The 22152-nt window shown below is 38.5% G+C and carries 21 protein-coding genes, 1 pseudogene and 1 riboswitch; of the genes and pseudogenes, 18 read left to right on the top strand and 4 right to left on the bottom strand.

The annotated features are described in order from the left end of the window. The first annotated feature begins 316 nt into the window (after window positions 1-316). The 7 genes from RG565_RS02410 (at window position 317) to RG565_RS02380 (ending at window position 6554) form a co-directional block, all read left to right on the top strand. Window positions 317-1576 (top strand): UDP-N-acetylglucosamine 1-carboxyvinyltransferase, encoded by a 1260-nt coding sequence (locus RG565_RS02410; protein WP_247936630.1) that lies wholly within the window; start codon window positions 317-319, stop codon window positions 1574-1576. A gap of 76 nt (window positions 1577-1652) precedes the next feature. Continuing rightward, window positions 1653-2204: a GNAT family N-acetyltransferase gene (locus RG565_RS02405; protein ID WP_247936629.1), complete on the top strand. Its 552-nt coding sequence runs from the start codon at window positions 1653-1655 to the stop codon at window positions 2202-2204. Continuing rightward, entirely contained in the window at window positions 2197-3474 is a 1278-nt protein-coding gene (spxR, locus tag RG565_RS02400) for a CBS-HotDog domain-containing transcription factor SpxR (RefSeq protein WP_247936628.1), read from the top strand. The genes RG565_RS02405 and spxR overlap by 8 nt, the downstream gene beginning before the upstream one ends. A 24-nt stretch (window positions 3475-3498) precedes the next feature. Then, window positions 3499-4356, top strand: a complete 858-nt coding sequence (locus RG565_RS02395; RefSeq protein ID WP_247936627.1) for a methionyl aminopeptidase — start codon at window positions 3499-3501, stop codon at window positions 4354-4356. A gap of 50 nt (window positions 4357-4406) precedes the next feature. Beyond that, window positions 4407-5315: a YihY/virulence factor BrkB family protein gene (locus tag RG565_RS02390; protein WP_003042389.1), complete on the top strand. Its 909-nt coding sequence runs from the start codon at window positions 4407-4409 to the stop codon at window positions 5313-5315. A gap of 71 nt (window positions 5316-5386) precedes the next feature. Next, on the top strand, window positions 5387-5836 hold the full coding sequence (locus RG565_RS02385; RefSeq protein ID WP_003029833.1) for a MarR family winged helix-turn-helix transcriptional regulator: 450 nt from the start codon (window positions 5387-5389) through the stop codon (window positions 5834-5836). A 10-nt stretch (window positions 5837-5846) separates the two neighbouring features. After that, window positions 5847-6554, top strand: a complete 708-nt coding sequence (locus RG565_RS02380) for a B3/4 domain-containing protein (RefSeq protein WP_247936626.1) — start codon at window positions 5847-5849, stop codon at window positions 6552-6554. A gap of 64 nt (window positions 6555-6618) precedes the next feature. Here the strand turns inward: RG565_RS02380 and RG565_RS02375 are convergent, their stop codons facing one another. Continuing rightward, the gene (locus RG565_RS02375; RefSeq protein WP_003029828.1) at window positions 6619-7062 is read right to left on the bottom strand and encodes a GtrA family protein; all 444 of its coding nucleotides are present in this window, start codon (window positions 7060-7062) and stop codon (window positions 6619-6621) included. Window positions 7063-7090: 28 nt separating this feature from the next. Then, window positions 7091-7199: riboswitch (PreQ1 riboswitch) on the top strand. On the opposite strand from RG565_RS02375, the gene RG565_RS02370 reads away from it, so the two are divergent. Then, window positions 7197-7706 carry a QueT transporter family protein gene (locus RG565_RS02370; protein ID WP_106082784.1) on the top strand — a complete coding sequence of 170 codons (510 nt, stop codon included), beginning with the start codon at window positions 7197-7199 and terminating at the stop codon, window positions 7704-7706. It overlaps the preceding riboswitch by 3 nt. Before the next feature lie 124 nt (window positions 7707-7830). Here the strand turns inward: RG565_RS02370 and RG565_RS02365 are convergent, their stop codons facing one another. After that, on the bottom strand, window positions 7831-8778 hold the full coding sequence (locus RG565_RS02365; RefSeq protein WP_195323071.1) for a 2-dehydropantoate 2-reductase: 948 nt from the start codon (window positions 8776-8778) through the stop codon (window positions 7831-7833). A gap of 198 nt (window positions 8779-8976) precedes the next feature. On the opposite strand from RG565_RS02365, the gene ligA reads away from it, so the two are divergent. From ligA to kphA, 5 genes are all read left to right on the top strand, one after another. Then, window positions 8977-10935: an NAD-dependent DNA ligase LigA gene (gene ligA / locus RG565_RS02360; protein ID WP_247936625.1), complete on the top strand. Its 1959-nt coding sequence runs from the start codon at window positions 8977-8979 to the stop codon at window positions 10933-10935. Between the two features lie 8 nt (window positions 10936-10943). After that, complete coding sequence (locus tag RG565_RS02355; protein ID WP_003029816.1) at window positions 10944-11903, top strand: diacylglycerol kinase family lipid kinase; 960 nt, start codon at window positions 10944-10946, stop codon at window positions 11901-11903. A gap of 13 nt (window positions 11904-11916) precedes the next feature. Continuing rightward, window positions 11917-14217, top strand: coding sequence for a type I pullulanase (gene pulA, locus RG565_RS02350; protein ID WP_247936624.1), 2301 nt, complete (start codon window positions 11917-11919; stop codon window positions 14215-14217). A 118-nt stretch (window positions 14218-14335) separates the two neighbouring features. Further along, window positions 14336-14608, top strand: coding sequence for a 30S ribosomal protein S16 (gene rpsP / locus RG565_RS02345; protein WP_003024685.1), 273 nt, complete (start codon window positions 14336-14338; stop codon window positions 14606-14608). Window positions 14609-14626: 18 nt separating this feature from the next. Then, window positions 14627-14866, top strand: coding sequence for an RNA-binding protein KphA (gene kphA / locus RG565_RS02340; RefSeq protein WP_003001620.1), 240 nt, complete (start codon window positions 14627-14629; stop codon window positions 14864-14866). Between the two features lie 58 nt (window positions 14867-14924). Here kphA and RG565_RS02335 read toward each other — a convergent pair whose 3' ends face one another. After that, window positions 14925-15434, bottom strand: coding sequence for a transcription repressor NadR (locus RG565_RS02335; RefSeq protein ID WP_247936623.1), 510 nt, complete (start codon window positions 15432-15434; stop codon window positions 14925-14927). 38 nt (window positions 15435-15472) lie between these two features. Then, window positions 15473-15997: an ECF transporter S component gene (locus RG565_RS02330; protein ID WP_003029805.1), complete on the bottom strand. Its 525-nt coding sequence runs from the start codon at window positions 15995-15997 to the stop codon at window positions 15473-15475. A gap of 143 nt (window positions 15998-16140) precedes the next feature. Here RG565_RS02330 and RG565_RS02325 point away from each other — a divergent pair. The 5 genes and pseudogenes from RG565_RS02325 (at window position 16141) to RG565_RS02305 (ending at window position 21954) form a co-directional block, all read left to right on the top strand. Then, window positions 16141-17002: pseudogene (locus tag RG565_RS02325) on the top strand (GNAT family N-acetyltransferase). A 55-nt stretch (window positions 17003-17057) separates the two neighbouring features. Continuing rightward, on the top strand, window positions 17058-17690 hold the full coding sequence (locus RG565_RS02320; protein ID WP_247936620.1) for a copper homeostasis protein CutC: 633 nt from the start codon (window positions 17058-17060) through the stop codon (window positions 17688-17690). Window positions 17691-17702: 12 nt separating this feature from the next. After that, a complete protein-coding gene (locus RG565_RS02315) occupies window positions 17703-18374 on the top strand; it encodes an MmcQ/YjbR family DNA-binding protein (RefSeq protein ID WP_247936619.1) in 672 nt (223 codons plus the stop codon). Window positions 18375-18469: 95 nt separating this feature from the next. Next, the gene (locus RG565_RS02310; protein WP_247936618.1) at window positions 18470-20209 is read left to right on the top strand and encodes an ABC transporter ATP-binding protein; all 1740 of its coding nucleotides are present in this window, start codon (window positions 18470-18472) and stop codon (window positions 20207-20209) included. A 2-nt stretch (window positions 20210-20211) separates the two neighbouring features. After that, window positions 20212-21954 carry an ABC transporter ATP-binding protein gene (locus RG565_RS02305; RefSeq protein ID WP_247936617.1) on the top strand — a complete coding sequence of 581 codons (1743 nt, stop codon included), beginning with the start codon at window positions 20212-20214 and terminating at the stop codon, window positions 21952-21954. The last annotated feature ends 198 nt before the right edge of the window (window positions 21955-22152 follow it).

Genomic DNA, 22152 nt, shown 5'->3' with positions numbered 1-22152 from the left:
TGAGGCATTTTACAATCAGCCGCAGTTGCAATCTGACTTAAAACGTATTTATTTGTGCCGATTATATTAGTGTTATCTGCAAACTCCAGCAGTTCCCTAGATTGTCGGATCTAGTTATCATTTTGAGGAGCGGGACAAAATTGATTTTTGTCCCGCTCTTTTTAGAATACCACCAAAATAAAAGAGTTTTGTAATCGGTTATATAACAAGAATAACAAGTTAAAAGAGATTTCTTTAAAAGGATAGGATTTTCACAGAAACTGTGTTATAATAAAGTGCAGTATATTTGATTATAAATTCCTTGAAAGAGCTAAAAATGAAAAAAATTGTAATTAATGGTGGTCGCCCCTTAAAAGGAGAGGTGACTATTAGTGGTGCTAAAAATAGCGTAGTCGCTTTAATTCCGGCGACAATTTTATCCGATGAAATCGTGACATTGGACTGTGTGCCAGATATTTCCGATGTTGTGAGTTTGATTGACATCATGGAAGCTATGGGAGCAAGCGTTGAGCGTCAAGACGATACGCTGAAAATTGATCCTCGTGGGATAAAAAATATGCCTATGCCTTATGGTAAAATCAATAGCTTGCGTGCTTCTTATTACTTTTATGGTAGTTTGCTTGGACGCTATGGCGAAGCAACAGTTGGCTTGCCTGGTGGCTGTGATTTGGGGCCTCGACCGATTGATTTGCATATCAAAGCTTTTGAAGCTATGGGGGCTACTATGACCTATGAGGGAAATTCCATGAACCTTTCGACAGGTGGCGAGCGGCTTCATGGAGCTAGTATTTACATGGATACAGTAAGTGTCGGAGCGACTATTAATACCATGCTTGCAGCGGTAAGGGCAAAAGGGCGTACTGTTATTGAAAATGCGGCTCGTGAGCCTGAAATCATTGATGTAGCAACACTTTTGAATAATATGGGAGCACACATTCGAGGAGCTGGTACGGATATTATTGTCATTGAAGGTGTTGACAAACTTCATGGTACTCGTCATCAAGTCATTCCAGATCGAATTGAAGCAGGAACTTATATCTCAATGGCTGCTGCAATTGGTGAAGGTGTGCAAATCAACAATGTCCTTTATGAACACTTAGAAGGCTTTATTGCGAAATTAGAAGAAATGGGAGTTCGCATGACCGTTTCTGAAGATAGTGTGTATGTCGAAAAGCAGCATAATTTGAAAGCAATCAATATTAAGACGGCTCCTTATCCAGGCTTTGCTACAGACCTGCAACAGCCTATTACGCCACTTTTGTTAACTGCTAAAGGACGTGGCTTAATTATTGATACGATTTATGAAAAGCGAGTAAATCATGTCCCTGAGTTAGCAAAAATGGCAGGAAAGATTTCAACGAGTACCAATCATATTGTTTATGAAGGGCCTAATCAATTGCAAGGTGCAGCGGTTAAAGCAACTGATTTGCGAGCAGGAGCAGCTCTTGTAATCGCAGGATTGCTAGCTCACGGAAAAACTGAGATTACAAATGTAGAATTTATTTTGCGTGGCTATTCAAATATTATTGAAAAGTTGACGAGTTTAGGGGCAGATATTCAGCTGGTTGAAGAATAACTTTGAATAGTGTTGGCATGATGAAGTGGGATAGCTCAGTTGGTACGCCAGCTGAGCTTTATCTTCGAGGTAAGGTATGAATTTGTGGACAAAATTGGCAGAATTTGCCTTTATAGAAACAGAACATTTAGTATTGCGCCCCTTTTCCTTTATGGATAGTGAAGATTTTTATAAAATTGCCTCCAATCCTGAAAATCTACATTTCATTTTTCCTGCACAGGCTAATTTGCAAGAAAGTCAACATGTATTGGCTAATTATTTCATGAAATATCCTCTTGGAATTTGGGCGATTTGTGATAAATCTTCTAAGCAAATGATTGGTTCTATCAAATTTGAAAAGATAGACGAAATCAAGGGTGAAGCAGAGCTTGGTTATTTTCTTCGGCATGATTATTGGGGACATGGTCTGATGACTGAGTGCGTCAAAAATATTGTTTATTTGGCATTTACACAGTTTGATTTGAAGCGACTTTATATTGTAACTCATCTGGAAAACAAAGCTAGCCAAAGGGTTGCCGAGAAGACAGGCTTTTCTTGTAGGCGGCAGTTCAAGGGGAGCGACCGTTATACACGTAAAATGCGGGATTATTTAGAGTTTTGCTATGAAAAAGGAGACTTTCATGAGTAAACATCAAGAAATTATCGCTTATTTGGAAGAATTACCAGTAGGAAAGCGTGTTAGTGTACGCAGTATTTCCAATTATTTAGGAGTAAGCGAGGGGACTGCTTATCGTGCGATTAAAGAAGCCGAAAATCGTGGATTGGTAGAAACACGTCCTCGTAGCGGCACGATTCGCGTGAAATCTCCCAAAGTAGAGCTGGAGCACTTAACATTTAAAGAAATTGCTGAAATTACGAGATCAGAAGTATTAGCTGGTCAAGACGGACTCGAAAAGGAATTCAGTAAATTCTCAATCGGAGCAATGACCGAAAAGAATCTCTTACGCTACTTAACAGAAGGAGGTCTCTTGATTATTGGAGACCGCACCCGTATTCAGTTATTGGCTTTGAAGCATGAAAATGCTGTTTTAGTGACAGGTGGTTTGGATGTGAATCATGATGTCTTAAAATTGGCGAACCGCTTAAGCATTCCTGTTCTAAGATCCCAACATGATACCTTTACAGTTGCAACGATTATCAATCGTGCTCTGTCCAACATGCAGATCAAAACAGATATTTTAACCGTGGAACAGGTTTATCGTGGTAGTCATGAGTATGGTTTCTTAAAAGATACAGATACCGTTCGTGATTTTATGGATTTGGTTCGGAAAAACCGTAGCAGTCGTTTTCCTGTTGTTAATCAGCATAATATGGTCGTTGGCGTGGTGACTATGCGTGATACTGGTGACAAGTCTCCTCACACTATTTTGGACAAAGTTATGACAAAAAATATCTATGCCGTTACTTTAAACACCAGCATTGCCAATGTTAGCCAGCGCATGATTACAGAAGACTTTGAAATGGTGCCAGTCATTCGGAGCAATCAAACTCTTCTTGGAGTCATTACGCGTCGCGATGTCATGGAAAAAATGAGTCGGGAACAAATCTCCAGCCTACCGACTTTTAGTGACCAAGTCTCTCAAAAACTTCGTCATATCAACAATGAATTTTCTTTTGTTGTGGAACCTTTTATGTTAGAAAGTAACGGTGTTTTATCTAACGGGATTCTAACAGAGATTTTAACGACAGCAACACATCAATACATGACATCTGGCAAGAAAAATATTATTATTGAGCAGATGATGATTTATTTCTTGCAAGCTGTTCAGATTGATGAAACTTTGACGCTGCGATCAAGAATTGTCCGACAAACACGGCATTCTGCTATTTTGGATTACGATATTTACCTAAAACTTCAACTGGTTGCAAAAGCAACAATTACAGTAAAAATAAATTAATACTTCAGATATTAAGGAGAAAGAATGATAACTTTAAAATCACAACGTGAAATTGATTTAATGGAAAAAAGCGGTGCATTTCTCGCCAGTATTCATATCGGTTTAAGGGATTTGATTAAGCCAGGTATTGACATGTGGGAAATTGAAGAATACGTCCGCAGACGTTGTCAGGAAGATAATGCTCTTCCGCTTCAAATTGGTGTAGAAGGGAGCATCATGGACTACCCTTATGCCACTTGCTGCTCATTGAATGACGAAGTGGCACATGCTTTTCCACGCCACCAAAAATTAGTTGAAGGTGACTTAATCAAAGTAGATATGGTCGTTGGCTTAATTGATAAAGCTGAGTTAGATGTTTCTAAACTCGATTTCAACAACGTAGAACAAATGAAACACTATACAGAAAATTTCCGTGGAGGTGTTGCAGATTCTTGCTGGGCTTATGCAGTTGGTCAAGCTAGTGAAGAAGTGCACCAACTGATGGACGTGACAAAAGAATGCCTTTATCGTGGAATTGAGGCTGCTCAAGTTGGCAATCGAATTGGTGACATTGGTGCAGCGATTCAAGAGTATGCGGAAAGTCATGGCTATGGTGTTGTTCGTGACTTGGTAGGACACGGTGTTGGACCAACTATGCACGAAGAGCCAATGGTGCCTCATTACGGACGCGCTGGACGCGGATTGCGTCTTCGTGAAGGCATGGTTTTGACAATTGAGCCGATGATTTCAACAGGTACTTGGGAGATTGACACAGATTTTGAGACGGGTTGGGCTCACAAAACGCTGGACGGTGGACTTTCTTGTCAATACGAACATCAATTTGTGATTACCAAAGATGGTCCTGTTATCTTAACCAGCCAAGGAGAAGAAGGAACTTATTAAAAATAAGAATGGAAAGGGGCTTTTTGCTCTGTATTCTAGTAGGAGACGAGATGAAAAAGTTTGTTTCTAAGATTGGACAGAACCCGTTTTTACAATCCTTTTTTAAATTTTATCAAGCATCAGAGATTGATTTGACAAGCATTGCGGTGGCATATTATTTGCTGATTTCGATTTTTCCGTTGCTATTGATTGTTGTGAATATATTGCCTTATTTTCAAATTCCGATAGCAGAATTTTTGGAAGCAATGGAAGATGTTCTGCCTGAATCGCTGTATGAAGTCGTTGCAAAGGTTACCCGAAATTTGCTAACTCAGCCTTCTTCTGGCTTGTTGAGTTTTTCCATCCTTTCGGCTCTATGGGCATTTTCACAATCAATGTCATTTTTACAAAAAGCATTTAATAAAGCTTATGGTGTTGCAAAAGATAGAGGTCTGATATCACATAGATTATTTAGTTTAGTCATTAGCTTGGGGTTGCAATTTCTCTTTGCTTTGTCTCTTTTACTGACAATGTTTGGGAGAATGTCGCTTCGCTTGCTTCATAGCTTTTGGGAGTTTGACGATCAATTATATGCCAGTTTGCAAAGAATGACCCAGCCGACTATTTACACCTTGCTGTTTCTTTCTTTACTGATGCTTTATTACTTTTTACCCAATGTAAAAATCAGGAAAATCCGCTATGTTCTGCCAGGAACGATTTTTGTAGTTTTTACGATTGGGGTATTGTTAAATTTATTTTCCGTTTATTTGGACACTTATGTAAATCACTTAATGGATGTTCGATTTTTTAGTTCCATTTTTGTTGTCGTCGTCATGATTTGGTTTACCTTCATTGCCCAAATTATGATTATTGGGGCAATCTTAAATGCGAGTTACCAAGGATGTCACGAAAAAGAATTTGAAACGAGACACAAACAACTGACAACGAGACTTATAAAAAATAAAGAGAAGTTCAAATGAAACTTCTTTTTTTGTGGTTATTTTATTGCATTTGCAATAAAATGTGATATAATATTGCTTAAGGAGGCAATATGACGATTTTGCGAGAGATTGGTATCATCGCCCGAGCGTTGGATTCAATGGCGAATATTGAATTTCGCCATGTTGATTTGGCCAAAGGGCAGTATCTTTATTTGGTTCGTATCGTAGAAAATCCCGGTATTATTCAAGAAGAACTTTCGGATTTGCTGAAAGTTGATCGGTCAACCGTTGCTCGCTCTGTCAAAAAATTAGAGAGTAAAGGTTTGATTGAAAGAAGAAGTGCAGCTGGAAATTTAAAAAATAAAGAGCTTTTTGCGACGGATACAGGAAAAAAACTTTACCCGTTTATCTTAGCAGAGCACACTTATTCTGAGCAGCAGGCTTTGACAGGATTTTCAAAAGAAGACGCCCAAATGCTAGAAGATATGTTAGCAAAGGTGCGACAGAATATTACTGATGATTGGGAATTGGTTAAAAAAGGACAAAAAAGAAATTATTGAGAGGTGTAAAATGAAAGTCACAGTTGAAAATGAATTTTGGGAATTATTCCCTCAAGCGCAAATTAGCATTATGGTCGCTAAAGGACTGGATAATAGCGTTGACGAAAGCAAAGACCCTTATTTTAAATCTTTGTTAGATAAGGGAAGCAAACGAGCAGAAGATTTCATCGTAGATGAAACTTTTACGCAAAATGACGTGATTCAAGAATGGCGTGGTGCTTTTAGTAAGTTTAAAACTAAAAAAGGTGCGCGTTCTTCCATTGAAGCTCTTTTAAAAAGGGTAAGTCAAGGTCGTGAGTTCAATCCAATCAATCCATTGGTGGATATTTATAATAGTGTATCACTTTCCTATGCCGTTCCTTGTGGTGGTGAAGATATTGCTAAGATTCAAGGAGGGTTGCATCTTGGAAAAGCGCAAGGAGGCGAAGCTTTCTTTCCACTTGGTGCAGAGACGGATGCACCAGCTCTTCCAGAAGAGATTATCTATTATGATAATGAAGGAGCGGTTTGTCGCTGCTTTAACTGGCGGGAAGCGCAACGGACAATGCTGACTGAAGGCACAACGGACGCAGTACTAGTCATCGAGGCTATCAATGAAGACCAAGCCAAACGCGCGCAAGCAGCTATGCAGGAATTGCAACATTTGGTAGAAGATTATTTTGGAGTCAAAGGAGAAATTACTCATCTGACAATTGACAATCCAAGTGTAGAAATTTAAGAAAAAAGAGCCTTAAGGCTCCTTTGGATTTAAGACAAACCACCATTGAGGTAGGTTTGTCTTTTTAATTAGTTGATTTATTTTTAAATACAAAGATTTTGCTAAAAACATAATTAAGCACAATAATAACGATTTGAGCAAACAATGTTTCAATAGTGTTGACCGTTTTAATGTCATTGTGGACAAATTGACCGATAATGTTAGGAAATGTTGTGACAAAAATGAATGTGAGTCCCATGTCCAGCAGAAAAGTAGAAAGTCGCGCAAGAGCAAATTTGACAAAACGAGCGCCCCAGCCCCTTCTTTCTTGCTTAAAAACAATCGTGTCATTTGTCGCAAAAGCAAAAAGGATTCCAGCGATATTGCCTATCGCTGTAGAAAGTAATTCATTACTCGTGAAAGCATAACAAAGCATACGTGTAAGAACTGCAACAGCAGTTGTAGCAACACCAAAAAACAAATAGGATAAGATTTCGTTATCGAAAAAGCGTTTTATATAATTTTTCATAGATTTAGTCTATCATATTTGAAAAAAATATGCTATACTTGAAAAGCTGTATTCGTTTTGTCAATGCAGCCCTTGGTGCTTAGTTCCCTTTCGCCAAGCATATTACACGCGGTTTGACCGCTAAAGGAGAAAACATGGAAAAAATTACGGTTCGTGATATGGCTCAGATTGCTCTTGTTGCTGCGATTTATGTCGCACTAACAATGACACCGCCCTTGAATGCTATTAGCTATGGTGCCTACCAATTTCGGATTTCTGAAATGATGAACTTTATGGCTTTTTATAAACCTAAGTACATCATCGGAGTCACCCTGGGTTGTATGATTGCAAATTTATTTAGCTTTGGAATCATCGATGTCTTTGTCGGTGGTGGCTCAACTTTGGTCTTTTTGAGCTTAGGTGTGTATTTCTTTAGAAAATACATGAATGAATACTTGTTTAATGGACTGATCAATAAAGCTTTCTTTTATTTTGCGATTTTCTTTTCACTTTCTATGGTGACCATTGCAGCTGAATTGTATCTTGTCGCTAAAGCACCGTTTTTCTTGACTTGGTTTACGACAGCGGTAGGAGAGTTTGCTTCACTCATTATTGGTGGAATCTTAATGGATAAGCTGAATAAACGGATTGATTTAGGAAGATAACATATCAACAAAACATGCCAAGGGATTTCTCAGCATGTTTTTTATATTTCATGAATGACAGAAATGAGTCATTTCCAATGAGCAAGAAGCATAATCAATAGTAAAATCTATTGCAAGTTTTATGTTATTTGGCACCAAGTAATTGTTCTTTACAGTGAACGAGTTCAGTTATAAGGGCACAATATGGCGTGTCTACACCATATTGTTGTCCCTTTCGTGCAATAGCTCCGTTGATATAATCAATTTCTGTCAAACGATTGTGCTCGTTCAAATCTTGATACATGGAAGGATAATGCAAGCCAATTGTATCGCGATTATAGCAGTTCTTTTCAATATAGTCCACGGTTTCTGTGACATTCAAGTCTACATTTTCGTGTTTTGCAACTGCTGCAAACTCACTCACAATCTTTTCAACGATAGCATGTGCAGGAGTAGTGTCTCCAAAGTCTGCCATATTAGCAAGCAAAAGGGTACACAAACTATTCATCGTTCCGTTGACACAGGCTTTTTTATAAATGGCATATAAGATATTTTCTGTATATTGCGCATTTAATCCAGCAGAATTCAAGGTTTCAATGACTTTATAAGCTACTTGTTCAGCTTTTGGATCTGCGACTAAATTCTTCAAAGCGATTGAGCCGTTTCCGAATAATTTTGCACGCCCAGGTTTTTCCATACCAGCAGTCCACATGGTGTTTCCAATCATAATTTGATTTCTTGGGACATATTTTTCAATGACTTCTTCGTGACCAATCCCATTTAATAGGCAGAGAACAGCTGTATCATCATGTATCAAAGGTTGAATATCTGCTAACATCGCTTCTAGCTGCATAGCTTTCGTAAATAGAATAATTAAGTCATTAGATAAACTTGGATCTACTTGACTTTGCAAATAGATGGGCAACTTGGCAACAACTTCTTCGCCGTTTAAGTTCGCTTGTAAACCATCTTTTTGAATAGCTGTGACATGTTCTTCCCAGCCATCTACTAAAGTCACTTTATGTCCTGCTCGATGCAACATCAGAGCAAAGCGGCTACCCATGGCACCGACACCTGCAATTGTAATATTCATACTAACAATTCTCCTAGCTTTTTTATTTATAGTATATTTTACTTCTTTTATGTATTTTAATCAATTAAATTTTTGAAATTTATCATATTTGATGTGATGAAGATTATTTTTCTGCTATTTTACATTTTTGTCTAATTTTTTGTAAAGAATATAGGTAAGAATGCTGTAGAAACGCATGAATTATGATAAAATAGAAATATGAAAGACAGAATGTTAGAACTGGTGAAGCTGCTCAATCAGTATGCTCATGAATATTATACCACCGATAATCCAAGCGTATCGGATAGTGAATATGATAAGTTGTATCATGAATTATTAGATTTAGAAAAGCAGTATCCAGAGTTCGTTCAGCCTGATAGCCCAACTCATCGTGTGGGAGGTAAGGTTTTAGAAGGTTTTGAAAAATACCAACACCAGTATCCGCTCTATAGTTTGCAGGATGCTTTTTCACGTGAAGAGTTAGATGCATTTGATACAAGGATTCGGAAAGATTTTCCAGATGTTAGCTATCTATGTGAACTAAAAATTGACGGCCTCTCTATTTCTCTCATGTATGAAAGGGGGATTTTAGTTGCAGGAGCGACTCGCGGAGACGGTTCTGTCGGGGAAAATATCACAGAAAATTTGAAAAGAGTGAAAGATATTCCTTTAAAGTTGCCAAGTGAAGTTGATATGACTGTTCGTGGTGAATGTTATATGCCACGCAGCTCTTTTGATGCGGTGAATCAGCTACGTCAGGAAAACGGAGAACCAGAATTTGCTAATCCGAGAAATGCTGCAGCAGGAACGTTACGCCAGTTAGATACTGCAATTGTAGCCAAACGTAATCTTGCAACCTTTCTCTATCAAGAAGCCAGTCCGACAAGTGCGACGAGCCAAGAAGCTGTTTTAAATCAGTTATCTAAAAATGGCTTCAGTGTGAATGAGCGGCATATTTTGGCACATTCGATGGATGAAGTGTGGCAGTTTATTGGACAAATCACTCAAGAACGCGACCAGTTACCGTATGATATTGACGGTGTTGTAATCAAGGTAAATGATTTGGTTATGCAGGAAGAACTCGGTTTTACTGTAAAAGCACCAAAATGGGCGATTGCTTACAAATTTCCAGCTGAAGAAAAAGAAGCGCAGCTTTTATCAGTTGACTGGACAGTTGGACGGACTGGAGTTATTACGCCAACCGCCAACTTGACGCCTGTGCAATTAGCGGGGACAACGGTCAGCCGAGCCACTTTGCACAATGTGGATTACATTGCTGAAAAGGACATTCGCAAAGGCGATACGGTCATCGTTTACAAAGCAGGTGACATCATTCCAGCTGTTTTGCAAGTGGTTGAAAGTAAGCGCCAATCAGAAGAGAAATTGGAGAGTCCAAAGAATTGTCCAAGTTGCAACAGCGAGTTGATTCACTTTGAAGATGAGGTTGCTTTACGCTGTATCAATCCACGTTGTCCTTCACAAATCAAAGAAGGCTTGATTCATTTTGCCAGTCGCGATGCCATGAATATCACAGGTCTTGGTCCTGCTGTTGTAGAAAAGTTATTTGATCAGCAGTTGGTAAATGATGTGGCTGGTATTTATCGCTTGACTGTTGAAGATTTGCTGCAATTGGAAAATTTTAAGGAAAAATCAGCTAATAAGTTGTATACTGCCATTCAGACTTCTAAGGAAAATTCTGCTGAGAAATTATTATTTGGCTTGGGCATTCGCCATGTTGGAAGTAAAGCTAGTCAGATTTTGCTAGAGCATTTTCATGATTTGGAGCAATTAGCAAAAGCAGAAAAAGAAGAAATTGCTGCGCTGGATAGTCTAGGAATGGTGATTGCTGAGAGTCTTTCTAGCTATTTCGCACAAGAAGGAACTCATATTTTATTGTCGGAATTAAAAGAAGCGGGGTTAAATTTCACTTACCTTGGCGAAAAAGTGGCAGCAGATGCAGCGCTTTCTGGATTGACCGTTGTTTTAACAGGAAAATTGGAGCGTCTCAATCGTTCAGAGGCGAAAAAGAAATTAGAAAGTTTAGGTGCAAAGGTGACGAGCTCGGTCTCTAAGAAAACAAGTCTAGTCGTTGCCGGAGCAGATGCAGGAAGTAAATTAACAAAAGCTCAAGAGTTAGGAATTGACATTCGTGATGAAGCTTGGCTTGAGAGTTTATAGAGGTTTGTATGGAAACAGCTAGAAAAAGAGCACGATTGATTTATAATCCGACCTCTGGTCAGGAAATTATTAAAAAAAATATCGCAGAAGTTTTAGACGTTTTAGAAGATGTTGGCTATGAAACAAGTGCTTATCAGACAACCCCAGCTCCTTTATCAGCTCAAAATGAAGCAGAGAGAGCAGCTAAAGCAGGATTTGATTTAATTGTTGCGGCTGGTGGAGATGGGACAATCAATGAGGTGGTCAATGGGGTAGCACCGTTGGAAAATCGACCTAAGTTAGCCTTTATTCCAACTGGTACGACCAATGATTATGCACGTGCTCTCAAGATTCCAATGGGGGATCCGGTGGCAGCTGCGCGGATTATTGAAAAAAATCAAACCATAAAAATGGATATTGGTCAGGCTTATGGGAAAAAATATTTTATTAACATTGCTGCAGCGGGAACTTTGACAGAATTGACCTATAGTGTTCCAAGTGAAGTCAAGTCACGTCTAGGCTACCTTGCCTATGTCGCAAAAGGAGCAGAAATGCTGCCAAAATCTAAATTACGCAAGGTACACATTGAACATGACCACGGTGTGTTTGAAGGTAAAGTTTCTTTAATCTTTGTTGCCTTGACAAATTCAATCGGTGGCTTTGAAAAATTAGCGCCAGATACAGTGTTAGATGATGGTAATTTTACCTTAATTTTGGTGAAAACTGCTCGGTTGTTTGATATGTTGGCGTTGATGATTCAAGCAATCAATGGTGGTCAACATGTGACAGATGTGAATGTAGAATATTTAAAAACAAGTAAGTTAAAGTTAGAAGTTTTAGACAAAAAAGCCCCATTCATGTTAAATCTGGATGGCGAATATGGTGGAGATACTCCTGTTGAATTGGAAGTTCTTCATAACCACTTAGAATTTTTTGCAAATATTGATGAGATTAGCGATAGTGCTTTGTCATTGGAGAATAAAGAATAATCAGGAGAATGTGATGTTAAACTATCGTGTCTTAATCCATTACCATAATCAATTAGGAAATTATGCAGCCTATAATATGTGGAAATGGCAAATGAATAAATGGGGAGAAGAGAGTGCTTTTTTCCAGTATGATGATTTTGGGATTCAAGGAACCTTGTCCTATACAAGCGAACAAGCTTTGAGTAATGTCCATGTCATTGTAAAAACAACCGATTGGTCTCACCAGTCAGTTGACTACTCCATTCAGTTGTTACCGCCTCATTTAGTGACTGAGGTTTGGATTATCGAAGGAGACAGTCAAGTTTATTATTCTAGGCAGGCTGCTATGACTAGTCCGTATTACGCAAAGTGTGATCCTCACGCCTTTGATATGGCATTGGACAGCAAATATTTTGACCAGCATTGGGGGTACCAAGGTTGGTTGGGATGCCGGTATAATGGTGAGCAAGCAGAATTCAAACTCTGGGCACCGACTGCAAAAAAAGTTCAGTTAGTAGTCTATAAGAATAGCACTAACAAAGCGAAAATCTGGAAGGTCTACGACTTACAAAGAGGAAAAGATTTTTCCAAAGATCATGCTAAAAATACAATCGGAGTCTGGTCTCGGGTGATTTCGGATGACTTGGCAAATAAAGCCTATCAGTATCAGCTAGAGTTTGAACATCACAAAACAGTAACACGCGATCCGTATGCGGAAGCCGTAACGGAAGACGGAAAGCGTTCTGTCATTTTATCGCCTGCGGAGCGAAATCCAAAACATTTCCAAGTGAAACAAGGGCAACAAGCAATTTGGCGTCTAGAGAATCCTTGTCAAGCTGTTATTTATGAGATGCATGTACGAGATTTGACGAAGTCTAACAGTTCTGGCGTGTCTAAAAAACACCGAGGAACCTTTTTAGGGGCTTGTCAAAAAGGAACAAAAAATAGAACAGGTCAAGCGACAGGATTTGATTATATTCAATCATTAGGTGTCAATGTCGTACAATTGCAGCCCATCTCTGATCGACACAAAGAGTATGACCAAGATGGAAATGTAATGTATAATTGGGGCTATGACCCTCAAAATTACAATGCTCCCGAAACGAGTTTTTCAACAGATCCAGCAAACCCGTCTCAAGGAATGCGGGATTTAAAAACGATGATTCAAGCCTATCATGATGCGGGCATTTCCGTAGTGATAGATGTTGTATACAACCATATTTATTCGACTCATGATTCACCGTTTCAACAAGCAGTGCCTGATTATTACTATCGGATGAATCCAGACGGCTCTTTCCAAAATGGAACAGGTGTGGGGAGCGAGACAGCCAGCGAGCATGAAATGTTTCGTAAATATATGATTGATTCTATCCTTTATTGGGTAAAAGAGTATAATATTGATGGTTTTCGTTTTGATTTAATGGGCATTCATGATATTGAAACGATGCGTCAAATTCGGGAAGCGTTAGATGAAATTGACTCGAGAATTCTCACATACGGTGAAGGTTGGGATATGGGGACAGGATTGCTTCCGCTTGACAAAGCAAAAAAAGACAATGCCTTTGAATTACCTAATATCGGATTTTTCAACGATACTGAACGTGATGCTATCAAAGGAGCAGAAGTCTACGGTGGCTTAAAAGCCGGCTTTGTAAGTGGTCAAGCGACAGAGTCAATTGTTGCCAAGGCAATTCTGGGAAGCAGTGAGTTAGGAACCTATCTAGAGCCAAAACAAGTCGTTAATTATGTAGAAGCACATGATAATTACAATTTGCACGATTTGTTAGCCGAACTTCATCCAAATGATGATGAATTGACTCGTACTAAGCGGATTGAATTAGCGACTGCGATGAATCTCCTCTTGCAAGGTATGAGTTTTATGGAGCTGGGACAGGAATTTTCACGTAGCAAACTAGTGGCAACTGGAGCAAATGGGAATACCATTCAGGCAGATCATAAGCGTGCTATGAACAGTTATAACGCTCCTGACGCTGTCAATCAAGTAGACTGGGATTTATTAGCTCATCATCAAGAAAGTATCAACTATATCAAACAGATGATTCATTTAAAAACGACAACAAAAGAATTTTCTTACCAGCATTATGATGACATTTACCAGCATGCCTTTGTACATTCAGCGCATTCCGGAAGTGGCATTGTCATTTTTGAAGTGAAAGATGATAATTATTACCTCGTAATTTTTAATGCAAGTGGTGATAGATACAATATTGAAGATATTGGAAATTTGAAACTTGTAGCTGGAAATAGTCGTCAAGTTAGCGATTCTTTTGTTGAAGATCTGACAGCTACAGTCTTTGAAGTTGTAGAATGGTAATATCAAAAGATGTCAAGATTTTTTCTTGACACCTTTTCTTTCTTGTGATAAGATAGAGTATGTTGGGAGTAGCTCTGCTATTCCTAAAAATAAAAAAGAGAAAAGAGAAATTTTTAAAATGGCAGTTAAAATCCGTTTAACTCGTATGGGTTCTAAGAAAAAACCTTTCTACCGTATCAACGTAGCAGACTCACGTTCACCTCGTGACGGACGTTTTATCGAAACAGTTGGAACATACAATCCACTTGTTGCTGAAAACCAAGTAACTTTAAAAGAAGATCGTATTCTTGACTGGTTGTCAAAAGGTGCTCAACCTTCTGATACTGTTCGTAACATTCTTTCAAAAGCTGGTGTGATGAAGAAATTCCACGATTCTAAATACTCTAAATAATAGAAGTGCAGGTTGACTATGGATACGATTGAAAATCTTATTATTGCGATAGTGAAACCTTTGATTTCACAACCAGATGCTTTAACTATCAAGATTGAAGATACACCAGAATTTTTGGAATATCATTTAGATCTTGACCCTAGTGATGTTGGACGTGTAATCGGTCGTAAAGGTCGCACGATCTCTGCGATAAGGACGATTGTTTATTCTGTCCCAACCGAAGATAAAAAAGTCAGAATTGTTATTGATGAAAAATAAAAATGGAGCCATTCAGGCTCTATTTTTTTGAAATCTATATAGAAAGCATGTTTGAATTTTATATTAAAAATCCCAATTCTTCTAATGCTTTTTCGACATAGTCTAAATCTTGTTGCGAATCAGCTTCTACTAGATGATAATGGACACCGTCTGTCAATTCAGATAAACCGCGAAAATTGGTCTCGTGAATTTGTTGGATGAAATGCTGAACATCTCTGCGACAAGTTAATTTCAGATAGGTTTGAATTTCCCCATAAACGGGATGCTCTACCATAATATTTTGAACTCGTCCACCGTTATCTACAATTGCCAGTAATTCCGCTTCAATATCTTCAATCGTATGCTTAACTTTAAAAAGCTGGTGATAATATTTAGCACTATCATTCGTTTTGTAAATATAGCCTCGATTTGTACTAATAATAGGGGCACCATCTGCTCGTAAAACGGCAATGTCTTGCACAATGATTTGCCGAGTAACATGGAATTTCTCAGCTAAAATTTGTCCATTTAAGGGAGTTTCTGCAGTTTTTAAAAGCTGTAATAAATCTGTTCTTCTTTGTTTTATCATAAATTCATTGTAGAATAAATCTGTTAAATATTCAAGATTTAGCGGATTTTTTGTAGAGCTTTATAGATAAATTGTGCAATGATAAAATCAACGATACTATGAATGATAGTTCCAACTCCTACGAGTATGAAAAGAAGATAAAACATATTTGCTGGAAAAGAAGTTGAGGCGTAAAAGATGAGGCAAGCAAGGACTTCAGCAATCGCATGAATAAAAGCAAGGACAATATTAAGAATCCAAGTCTGGATTGGTTTATCTAAAGCTTTAGGATATTTTTTAAGATAAAGAGCGCCTACCAAGCCGAAGAATAGGTGTGACAGGGCGCGAAGAACGATAACAATGGGATAACCAGCTACTAAAAAACCAAAAGTAGAACCTAAAATAACAATCAAAGTCATTAACGGCGAGATAAACATGGCTAAGAAAATAGGAACGTGGCTTGCTAAAGTATAAGAAGCAGGTGGAATAATAATTTTTGCAGGCATAACCATTGGAATAACAATAGCTAGTGCAGTCAAGAGAGCTGTAAGAGTTATAAATTGATTTTTTGTTTTAGGTTTCATAATTTCCTCCTTTTAACTGTATATACATAAGTATAGTATACTGTTTTTGCAGATAATGTCAAGAGAAAATTTTGATAGAATAGGACAGAATTTCTAAACAATCCGTCTAATTTCTGTTAGAATGTCAGTAGTAGGAGAATATTATGATAGATGTAAAGAAACAACCGGAGTATATTTTCATTGATTCTTCCTTACGTTTGCGAAAGTATGATGGACAAGCTCATCTTGCCTTTTCTTGGTATCAAGACCCTGAGGTAATCCGTTTGATTGATGGTGGTCGAGAGCCTTACACACTTCAACGAATCAAGAAAATGTATGACTATCTTACTCGTCATGGAGAAGTGTATTTTATTGAAGTTTTGACAAATGCAGGTTGGCAGCCGATTGGTGATGTGAGTTTTTGGCAAGAGGACATGCCGATTGTGATTGGAGACTCAGCTTATCGTGGTCAGGGAATCGGGAGGACAGTTGTTCAGGCATTGGTTGAACGCGGACGCAAGTTGGGCTATAAGCGCTTGTATGTTCAAGAAATCTATGATGACAATGAAGCTTCTAAGAAGATGTTTGAGTCAGTAGGATTTTATCCTTTGGAAAAGACTGAAAATGGGCATCGCTATGCTTTGGATTTGATGCTTCCTTTGTCAGCTATTCAACCAAGTCAATTTTATCTTTCTGAAAAGAAATTAGAGCAGGTACAGATATGTTCGATACAAAGGACATAAACGCCTTAAATCCTTTACCAATTAAGCGATTGAAAGGTAAAATCTTTTTCACTGATGGCCACAGCAGAGCATTTATAGCCTATCAATCTGGTTTTGAAGAGATTCCAGTTTATGCAGAAGAGGACGATTTGAATTGGGATTTCTATTACTATTGTCTTCAAACTTGTGAAGAAAAAGGAATTTTAACGATAAAAGATTTAGAAAATCGTATCTTGCCTGAGTCGGATTATAGGAAAAAATGGTTGGATTGGTGCCAGCGGTCGCGAAAGATTTTGAAGAATAAATAGTGATTATATTATAATAAACAAGAAAACACTTTCACATAGAAGAGGTCAAAAATGATTTATGAATTTTGTGCAGAAAATGTGACTAATTTGGAAAAAGCCATGCAGGCTGGTGCTCGACGAATTGAACTTTGCGATAATCTAGCAGTTGGCGGAACAACGCCTAGTTACGGTGTCATAAAAGCAGCTGTTGAGCTAGCAAAACCTTACAATGTGACCGTTATGACGATGATTCGTCCACGCGGGGGAGACTTTGTATACAATGACTTGGAAATGGAAATCATGCTAGAAGACATTCAAATGGCGCGCAGCGCTGGGACACACGGACTTGTTTTTGGTGTTTTGACAACTGCTAATAAAATTGATTATCCAAAAATGGAAAAATTATTAAAAGCCTCGCAAGGGCTGGAAGTCGTCTTTCACATGGCTTTTGACGCCATTCCAAGAGAACATCAATTTAGTGAAATGGACTGGCTAATGGAACATAGCGTGAAACGGATTCTAACTCACGGTGGACTGGCAGAAGAGCCGATTCAAGAGCATTTTTCTTGGTTATATGAATTGATAAATCATGCAGCTGGTCGAATTGAAATTTTACCAGGAGGTGGTATTACGGTTGATAATCGTGATGAAATTGTTGCAAAGCTTGGGGTCAATCAACTTCATGGCACCAAGATTGTATTTTAGAAAGTGAAGATCATGCTAGACTTATTTGAGAAATACCAAGCAAATCCAGAAAAATTACAAGCTTTTGGTTTTGAAAAAAGAGGAGAAGAGTTTGTTTATTCTCAGGAAATAATGAATGGTGATTTTCTGTTACAGCTAAAATTGCAGGGTGAGAAGCTGGACTATCAAGTGTTTGATCAAGAGACTGGTGATGAATACGTGCAAGTCAAAATAGAGACTATGACGGGTGAGTTTGTCGGTCAAGTCCGTGAAGCCTGTCAGGAGATTTTTTTGACGATTCGAGCTAATTGTTTTGAAGAAATTGGTTTTCTTTATGAACAGAGTAGCCGCTTGCAGGAGTACGTAGCGAAGACCTATGGCGGACGACTGGAATATCTCTGGGAGAATTCTTCAAAAAATAGCAATCTTCATGCTGGTGTTTTTCGACATCAGGATACTAAAAAATGGTATGGTATTTTTATGACGATAGACTGGTCGAAGTTTGAAAATGGCAAAACTGGTCAAATAGAAGTGCTGAATGTCAAAAACAATCAAGTGTCTGATTTACTTAAAAAAACAGGGATTTACCCAGCATTTCACATGAACAAAAAATATTGGCTGAGCCTGCCCTTGGATGATACTTTATCAGATACAGAACTTTTTTCCCTTTTGGATAAGAGCTTTGAATTGACCCAAAAGAAATGAGGAACACAGTTAGGTTGCGCTAGCTGCGTTTTATTTTTACAGATAATGCAACAAAATAGTGTATAATGGTAATCAGTAATAGCAGAGGAGAGAGCATGAATCTTATTAGAAAATTGGGCTGGTTTTTCAAACTGGAGAAAAAACGTTATATTATCGGAATTCTAGCCTTGTCTTTGGTTAGTGTTTTTAATTTAATTCCTCCTAGAGTAATCGGTGTGGTGATTGACCGCATTGCTAGTCATAATCTAACATCAAATCAATTAGTTTTAAATCTTTCGGTTTTGCTTGCTTCAGCTTTTATCATGTATGGTCTGCGTTATATTTGGCGTCTATATATTTTTGGTACAGCAAATCATTTGGGACGACTTTTGCGTTCTCAGCTTTTTGAGCACTTTACCCAAATGGCACCGTCTTTTTACCAAAAATATCGAACGGGAGATTTGATGGCGCATGCAACAAATGATATTAATGCAGTTGTGAACGTGGCAGGTGGAGGCGTTATGTCGGCGGTAGATGCCACTATCACAGCTCTGGTAACGCTGTTGACTATGTTTTTTGTTTTAGACTGGCGCCTGACTTTGATTGCTATTTTGCCATTGCCATTTCTTTCTTGGGGAACCAATTTAATTGGACGAAAAAATCATGAGAGCTTTAAAGCGGCTCAGGAGGCTTTTTCTGACTTGAATAACAAGGTACAGGAAAGCGTTTCAGGGATTAAAGTAACGAAATCTTTTGGCTATCAAAAAGCAGAAAGTCACTCTTTTGCTAGGACAAATCAGGATGTCTATGAGAAGAATATTCTCGCTGCTAAATACAATTCTCTCTTCGACCCTATGGTTCTGATTTTCATTGGCTTATCTTATGCGTTAACTTTGATTTTTGGAGGAATCTTCATCTCTAGAGGGCAATTTACAGTTGGGGAGTTAGTGACGTTTATTACTTATCTAGATATGCTGGTATGGCCTTTGCAGGCGATGGGTTATCTCTTTAATATTAGCCAGAGAGGAATGGTTTCTTATGAGCGGATTGAGCGACTGTTGACAGAAAAGTCGGATGTCAAAGAGACCAACAATCCCGTTTCCCCTATACAAAATGGTCGTTTGCTTTATGATATTCAGCGTTTTTCTTACGAGAAAGCAACCACTTTATCCAATATTCATTTTGCATTAGAAAAAGGGCAGACGCTAGGAATTGTTGGACAAACAGGTTCTGGCAAAACAACACTATTACGCCTGCTCATGCGAGAACAGGATATTCAAGAAGGTGCTATTTATCTGAATGATCATGATATTCGAGATTATAGCTTAAATGATTTGCGGAGCTTGATTGGTTACGTGCCACAAGAGCAGATTCTTTTTGCGATGTCAATTGCGGACAATATTCGTTTTGCAAATCCAGACTTGTCAGATGACGAAGTGATTCAAGCTAGTAAACTTTGTGGCCTTTATGAGGATATTATTGCCATGCCGGAAGGCTTTCATACGATTGTTGGTGAACGTGGAGTGTCACTTTCAGGAGGCCAAAAGCAACGTTTAGCGATGAGTCGTGCGCTCGTTATGAAACCAGATATTTTAATCTTGGATGATTCTTTGTCTGCTGTTGATGCTAAAACAGAGCATTTGATTTTAGAAAACCTTAAGGGAGAAAGAGATGGTAAAACAACTATTATTACTGCTCACCGACTGTCAGCAGTTGTTCATGCAGATTTGATCTTAGTTATGGAAAATGGGCGCATTAAAGAGCGAGGCACACACCAAGAATTGCTGGCTCAAAACGGTTGGTATGCGCGCACTTATCATAATCAGCAATTGGCAGAAAGTCTGAAGGGGGAGTGATTATGAAAAAACAAGCAACTTTTCATCGCCTTCTGACTTATATGTGGCGTTATAAATGGGTGAGCATTTTGGCACTTACTTTTATCTTTGCAACAACTTTGGTAACGACAGCTTTGCCACTTTTGGCTCGGTATTTCATTGACCATTTTATCAGTCGTCATCAGATTATGGCGGGATTTTATATTCTGATTCTCTATTATGCTCTCTTTCTGTTGAGGGTGCTATTTACTTTCTTAGGACAGTATTCTTTTGCCCGTGTGGCATATAGCATTGTTCGCGATCTGCGTCAGGAGAGTTTTGAAAATATTGAACGGTTACGTATGGCTTATTTTGATCAAACGGCTGCAGGAGCGATTGTCTCCCGTTTGACGAATGATACACAAGCGGTAGCAGATATGTTTAGTAGCATCTTCTCAAGCTTTATAAGTTCCATTTTTATTCTTGTTGTAACAGTAGTGACGATGTGCACCTTGAATTGGCGCTTGACAGGACTTATTGTACTTTTTTTACCAGTCATGCTGGGCTCCATTTTACTTTATCAACGCTTATCTAATCGTCTGCTAAAACTCGTCCGAAGCAAACTGAGCGATTTGAATGTCAAACTTTCTGAAAGTATTGAGGGGATGCGAATTATTCAGGCGTTTGGTCAGGAAAAGCGTCTGATAAATGAATTTGAAACGATTAACGGCGAGCATTTGGAGTATACAGTTCGTTATCTCAATATCAATAGCCTTTTTCTGCGTCCAGCTATGTCTTTGCTGAAAATTTTAGCTTATGCGGTTATTTTAGCCTACTTTGGCTTTACTTGGCAGGTTGCAGGAGTGACAGCAGGTGTCATGTATGCTTTTATCCAATATGTCAATCAACTTTTCAATCCTCTGATTGATTTGATGCAAAATTACTCTGTTTTGCAGACATCTATGGTGGCTGCAGACCGTGTTTTTGCAATCATAGACCGTAGAGACTATGAGCCCAATCAAGCTAATCTTCCATTGGAAATTACAGCTGGGAATATTGAATTTCGTCATGTTTCCTTTTCATACGACGGCAAGCGTGATGTTCTGAAAAATATTTCATTTTCAGTCAAGCAGGGGGAAACAATCGCCTTTGTCGGTTCGACTGGCTCAGGCAAGTCTTCAATCATCAATCTTTTTCTGCGATTTTATGAATTTGAAAGAGGAGAAATTTTAATTGATGATAAAAATATTAAGAATTACAGCCAAGCTGAACTGCGCCGGAATATTGGTTTAGTTCTTCAAGATCCTTTCCTCTATCACGGTACCATTGCTTCTAATATCCAAATGTATCAGGAAAATATGAGTCGAGAGGATATTGTAGAAGCTGCGAAGTTTGTGGATGCTCACGATTTTATTAGTCAGCTTCCTACAGGATATGACAGTCCAGTAACCGAGCGAGGAGCGACTTTTTCAAGTGGACAAAGGCAATTGCTAGCTTTTGCTCGAACAATCGCTACCAAGCCTAAAATCTTGATTTTGGACGAAGCAACTGCTAATATTGACTCAGAGACCGAAGAACTTATCCAAACTTCGCTGAAAAAAATGCGCCAAGGACGAACAACGATTGCCATTGCTCACCGGCTGTCCACCATTCAGGACGCTAACTGCATTTATGTCATGGAGCAGGGACGTATCATTGAATCTGGCACACACGAAGAGCTTCTAGCGCTTAAGGGGACTTATTATAAAATGTATCAATTGCAGGCTGGAATGATGAAAGAAGAGTGATATGTTAAGGGCAAAAAGTGTCCCAGCTTCTATTAGATTTAGTAATAAACAAATAACGCAGTAGGTGATTGGACTCTTCATTCGCTTTTCAAGCTCAGAAGAGCGCTTTTGGCGAAAACTTCGTTTTCTTCATCTGCAACCTTAAACAGCTTGATAACTGTTTAAGCACCCTTGCGGGGGTGGGACTACGAACTAAAA

Origin of the sequence: Streptococcus sp. IsoGale021, from assembly GCF_031142795.1 — a bacterium.
GTDB lineage: Bacteria > Bacillota > Bacilli > Lactobacillales > Streptococcaceae > Streptococcus > Streptococcus hominis.
The sequence above is the reverse complement of the archived record's forward strand: the minus strand, read 5'-3'. Positions and strand labels throughout refer to the sequence as shown.

What these genes read in the sequence shown, in the direction of transcription:
- RG565_RS02375 (WP_003029828.1), bottom strand. Translation starts at nt 7,062, where the DNA reads ATGAAAAATTATATAAAACGCTTTTTCGATAACGAAATCTTATCCTAT.
- RG565_RS02405 (WP_247936629.1), top strand. Translation starts at nt 1,653, where the DNA reads ATGAATTTGTGGACAAAATTGGCAGAATTTGCCTTTATAGAAACAGAA.
- RG565_RS02315 (WP_247936619.1), top strand. Translation starts at nt 17,703, where the DNA reads ATGCTAGACTTATTTGAGAAATACCAAGCAAATCCAGAAAAATTACAA.
- RG565_RS02410 (WP_247936630.1), top strand. Translation starts at nt 317, where the DNA reads ATGAAAAAAATTGTAATTAATGGTGGTCGCCCCTTAAAAGGAGAGGTG.
- RG565_RS02310 (WP_247936618.1), top strand. Translation starts at nt 18,470, where the DNA reads ATGAATCTTATTAGAAAATTGGGCTGGTTTTTCAAACTGGAGAAAAAA.
- RG565_RS02320 (WP_247936620.1), top strand. Translation starts at nt 17,058, where the DNA reads ATGATTTATGAATTTTGTGCAGAAAATGTGACTAATTTGGAAAAAGCC.
- RG565_RS02335 (WP_247936623.1), bottom strand. Translation starts at nt 15,434, where the DNA reads ATGATAAAACAAAGAAGAACAGATTTATTACAGCTTTTAAAAACTGCA.
- RG565_RS02305 (WP_247936617.1), top strand. Translation starts at nt 20,212, where the DNA reads ATGAAAAAACAAGCAACTTTTCATCGCCTTCTGACTTATATGTGGCGT.
- RG565_RS02390 (WP_003042389.1), top strand. Translation starts at nt 4,407, where the DNA reads ATGAAAAAGTTTGTTTCTAAGATTGGACAGAACCCGTTTTTACAATCC.
- RG565_RS02365 (WP_195323071.1), bottom strand. Translation starts at nt 8,778, where the DNA reads ATGAATATTACAATTGCAGGTGTCGGTGCCATGGGTAGCCGCTTTGCT.
- kphA (WP_003001620.1), top strand. Translation starts at nt 14,627, where the DNA reads ATGGATACGATTGAAAATCTTATTATTGCGATAGTGAAACCTTTGATT.
- RG565_RS02370 (WP_106082784.1), top strand. Translation starts at nt 7,197, where the DNA reads ATGGAAAAAATTACGGTTCGTGATATGGCTCAGATTGCTCTTGTTGCT.
- RG565_RS02355 (WP_003029816.1), top strand. Translation starts at nt 10,944, where the DNA reads ATGGAAACAGCTAGAAAAAGAGCACGATTGATTTATAATCCGACCTCT.
- rpsP (WP_003024685.1), top strand. Translation starts at nt 14,336, where the DNA reads ATGGCAGTTAAAATCCGTTTAACTCGTATGGGTTCTAAGAAAAAACCT.
- pulA (WP_247936624.1), top strand. Translation starts at nt 11,917, where the DNA reads ATGTTAAACTATCGTGTCTTAATCCATTACCATAATCAATTAGGAAAT.
- RG565_RS02395 (WP_247936627.1), top strand. Translation starts at nt 3,499, where the DNA reads ATGATAACTTTAAAATCACAACGTGAAATTGATTTAATGGAAAAAAGC.
- RG565_RS02385 (WP_003029833.1), top strand. Translation starts at nt 5,387, where the DNA reads ATGACGATTTTGCGAGAGATTGGTATCATCGCCCGAGCGTTGGATTCA.
- ligA (WP_247936625.1), top strand. Translation starts at nt 8,977, where the DNA reads ATGAAAGACAGAATGTTAGAACTGGTGAAGCTGCTCAATCAGTATGCT.
- RG565_RS02380 (WP_247936626.1), top strand. Translation starts at nt 5,847, where the DNA reads ATGAAAGTCACAGTTGAAAATGAATTTTGGGAATTATTCCCTCAAGCG.
- spxR (WP_247936628.1), top strand. Translation starts at nt 2,197, where the DNA reads ATGAGTAAACATCAAGAAATTATCGCTTATTTGGAAGAATTACCAGTA.
- RG565_RS02330 (WP_003029805.1), bottom strand. Translation starts at nt 15,997, where the DNA reads ATGAAACCTAAAACAAAAAATCAATTTATAACTCTTACAGCTCTCTTG.